The following is a 3,854-nucleotide window of genomic DNA, read 5'->3' on the forward strand; positions in this document are numbered from 1 at the left end:
GCCTATCTCAACGCAACACTGACAGCGATCGCCAATGGCCATCCGCAAAGCGGCATCGACGACCTGCTGCCGTGGAACTTCAAGACGTCAAGCTAAGCTGCACGTGATGTCCAGCTAACGCTTACCGACGAGGCGGGCGAGGTGCTGGCGATCCAGCAGGTCTATCTGACGGCCGAGGGGCGAAAGGCCCCGGTCAAGGTGGTCAAGCGCACCAACAAGGCTGTGGATGGCTGGGCCGAACGCGCCGCGGTGCGCCTGCTCCTGCAGGACACCACGGAATTCTCCTTCAAGCGTTCGGCTCCAGAGAAGGTAGGATTCACAAAGATATCGACCGGACGCCAGCTGAAGGAAGCCGGCACAGTTTATGGAAAATCCTCTGGAAAACACAGTGCAAGATAGGAGCGGACCTGTTCGCGGGCGGCCTGTCGGTTGAACAATCTCGGATACATCAGGATATTCAACCACAATCCATCGAAGATGCCTTCAAGTGTGCAGGAGATGTCGGGGGCTGATACATCCCGATACCCCCTTTGGGCGATGATCTCCGAGCATAGTTGAGCTGTCATCATCTGCCGCTCCATATCAACGGCTCCAGACGTTTGGAGGTAGGATTTGCGATGCCGGGTCTCGCCGAAGAATGCGAACCAGACAGATAGCTTCCGGCGGTTGCAAACCATAGGATGGAATTGCGCGTCCACGATGGTCTGGAGCTTGGCCGCCGCGTCGATATCCGGTCGCCAGACCTTGCTGGTCCAAAGGTTCCGGTGTTCTTTGGCGAGATGCTGCAACGTCTCCGCCAACAGGGCATCCTTGCTCTCGAAGTGGAAGTTCACGAGCCCAAGAGACAGGCCAGCCTCTTGAGTCACCTTGGTCAGGGTCGTTCCGGAAATCCCGTGCTTGCTTATTGAGGTGATCGTCGCCTCAATAAGCTGCTGGCGACGCGTCTCTGGCGGTGCTGTGCGTGTCAGTTTTGAAGGTGCGGCGCCGGACATGACTTCTCCATTGAATGCTCATTCAATCATTTTCTTGATTTCCGTCATCGGTCAAGGCAATGATTTGATCAAATGTGTGGCACAAAAGGAGCTTTTGAAATGGCCCGGAATTTCCCGACCCAGGCCCAAGTCGTCATCATAGGTGGCGGCTCGATAGGCTGCAACATCGCCTATCACCTTACGGAGCTCGGTGTGACCGACGTCGTGGTTCTGGAACGCAACCAGCTCACTGCCGGGACGACCTGGCACGCCGCAGGTGAAATCGTTCCCGCCGTCCTTGGCGCGGAATGGGAATGTGAGCTTTACCTGCACGGCCGAAAGCTCATTGCGGAGTTGGAGGCCGAGACAGGGCAGGCAACCGGGTGGCGCAAAGTTGGCTATATCCAGCCTGCCGACACGCCCGAGCGCTTGGAAGAGATGCGCCGCGGGGCGGCATTCATGAACCTGCACGGCTTCGATATCCACGAAATCTCCCCCGCCGAGGCAGCCGAGCGCTTCCCTATTGGCGACTTTTCGAACACGCTGGCCGCCTTCTGGTATCCGGAAGAGGGCCGAACCAACTCGGTCGATACCACTATGGCGCTAGCGAGGGGCGCCCGCAGCAGGGACGCACGGATAATCGAGGGCATCGCGGTCAGGGACATCCTGACGCGCGATGGCCGCGCGGTCGGCGTGCGGACCGACCGGGGCGAGATCGCGGCAGAGCACGTAGTGATCGCTGCGGGCATGTGGTCGCGCCAGATCGGCGCGAAGGTGGGTTTGAACCTGCCTCTGCAAGCAGCCGAACACTACTACGTGATCACGGAGGAGATCGCAGGCCTGAACAGCGACCTTCCGCTGCTCGAGGACCCGCACAACTGGTCCTATTACCGCGAAGAGGTCGGCGGCCTGTTGGTTGGCCTGTTCGAGCCCGACGCGGCGCCGTGGATGGTCGATGCGATTCCCGAAAACTTCGCCTTCGGCGAGATCGAACCGGATTGGGATCGCATGGTCCCGCACCTAGAGGCCGCATTTCGCCGTGTACCGCAGATCGCCGAGGCGGGCGTGCGCAAATTCTTCTGCGGACCCGAAAGCTTCACCCCCGACCTCGCACCGCTGGTGGGCGAGGCACCGGGGCTGCGCAACGCTTGGGTCGCTGCGGGGCTTAACTCGCTCGGTATCCTCTATGGTCCCGGGATCGGCATGACGCTCGCTCACTGGATCGTCGATGGGCGCTGCCCGGTCGATCACACAGCGTTCAACGTAAACCGTTTCGCTGACGGCACGCACAACACCCCCGCCTTCCGCCGCGCGCGCACGCCCGAATTGCTGGCGAAGAGCTTCGGCGCGCATTTCCCGAACGATACGTTCAAGACCGCGCGTGGGCTGAAACGCTCGGCCCTTTATGAAAGGCTAAAGGCGGCCGGCGCGTATTTCTCCGAAAGCCACGGCTGGGAACTGCCCGACTGGTTCGCGCCCACACCGGAACAGGCAAAGGTCGAAGCTTACAGCTGGGGCCGGCAAAACTGGTTCGACTGGCATGCCGCCGAACACCGCGCCGCACGCGAGGACGCGATCCTCATGGACATGTCCTCGATGGCAAAATTCCTCGTTCAGGGCCGCGACGCCTGCGCGCTACTCAACCGCATCTCATGCAACCAGGTCGACGTGGCGCCGGGACGCGTTGTCTACACCGCCTGGACAAACGAGGCCGGGGGGTTCGAGGCCGATTTGACCGTGACCCGCATGGCCGAAGACCAATTCATGGTCGTTGTGGGCGAGAACAGCCACGGCCAGACCGAGACCTGGATGCGCCGTCACATCGGCGCCGACGAGTTCGTCACCATCACCGACGTGACCGACGGCATCACTCAGATCAACATTCACGGACCAAAGGCCCGCGCGATCCTCGAACGCTTCAGCGAGGCCGATCTCTCGAACGAGGCGTTTCCTTTCATGTCGGCCCGACACATCGACGTCGGTTTCTTCCGCGTGCACGCCCTGCGCGTGACCTATGTGGGCGAGTTGGGCTGGGAGCTTCACGTCCCGAGCCTGCACGCGGTGCAGGTATATGACCTGCTGGTAGAGGCCGGGCGCGATCACGGTCTGCGCGACGCGGGCATGCAGACACTTTCCTCGCTGCGGTTGGAAAAGGCCTACCGCGATTTCGGCGTAGACGTGGACAACACCGACAACCCCATCGAGGCGGGCCTGGGCTTTGCGGTAAAGTTGGACAAGCCCAGCGGGTTCATCGGCCGCAACGCGCTGGTGGAAATCAAGGCCACGGGCACGCCGAAGCGACGCATGCTGCAATTCCTGCTCCAGGACCCGGAGCCACTGATGCATGGAAACGAGATCATTCAACTCGACGGAAAGCCCGTCGGTTACACTCAGGTCGGCGCTTACGGTCACACCCTAGGTGGGGCGGTCGCAATCGGTTTTGCACAGACCGATGCCCCCCTGACCGCCGACCGCGTGACGTCCGGGAACTGGAGCATCGTGATTGCCGGGCGGAGCGTCCCGGCGATAGCGTCCCTAAAACCGCTGCTCGATCCGAGAATGGAACGCGTGAGGACGTAAGCTGAGCGGGCCGTCTTGTCTGAGCGACCGCTTCGGTGAAGGCCGCTACACAGGTCAGCAGACAGCCATGGCCGGATGTACTCCCTCCCATGGTTCCTCCCGGGCGCGATGTGTATACGGGGGGGCTGAGCGCGGCAGTTTTCCAGCGTCTGGCCTTTTCACCGGGGAATCCACCTGGAAGCCATGTGTGGATGCCTCCCGTTGTGCAAGGAAAATTTTGACTTTCTGAGCATGTGATCGAGTGCGGTCATGTGTCAGGCCTCTCTGTGCGGCTTTTAACGTGCCGCGGGCCGGTATGGAGAT

General features: G+C 61.2%; 4 protein-coding genes. 3 read left to right on the forward strand and 1 reads right to left on the reverse strand.

The annotated features are described in order from the left end of the window. Both KAK09_RS18360 and KAK09_RS18365 read left to right on the forward strand, forming a co-directional pair. Positions 1-96 (forward strand): transposase domain-containing protein (locus KAK09_RS18360; RefSeq protein ID WP_210879786.1); only part of this gene is annotated, 96 nt, incomplete at its 5' end. A 45-nt stretch (positions 97-141) separates the two neighbouring features. Then, positions 142-399, forward strand: a complete 258-nt coding sequence (locus KAK09_RS18365; protein WP_210880371.1) for a hypothetical protein — start codon at positions 142-144, stop codon at positions 397-399. On the opposite strand, the gene KAK09_RS18370 is transcribed toward KAK09_RS18365, so the two are convergent. Beyond that, on the reverse strand, positions 363-992 hold the full coding sequence (locus KAK09_RS18370) for a TetR/AcrR family transcriptional regulator (protein ID WP_210880372.1): 630 nt from the start codon (positions 990-992) through the stop codon (positions 363-365). The two genes, KAK09_RS18365 and KAK09_RS18370, sit on opposite strands and share 37 nt — an antisense overlap. Positions 993-1,091: 99 nt before the next feature. On the opposite strand from KAK09_RS18370, the gene KAK09_RS18375 reads away from it, so the two are divergent. After that, the gene (locus tag KAK09_RS18375) at positions 1,092-3,551 is read left to right on the forward strand and encodes a GcvT family protein (RefSeq protein WP_210880373.1); all 2,460 of its coding nucleotides are present in this window, start codon (positions 1,092-1,094) and stop codon (positions 3,549-3,551) included. Positions 3,552-3,854: the final 303 nt, after the last annotated feature.

This window comes from Roseovarius autotrophicus (assembly GCF_018069895.1).
Taxonomy (GTDB): domain Bacteria; phylum Pseudomonadota; class Alphaproteobacteria; order Rhodobacterales; family Rhodobacteraceae; genus Roseovarius; species Roseovarius autotrophicus.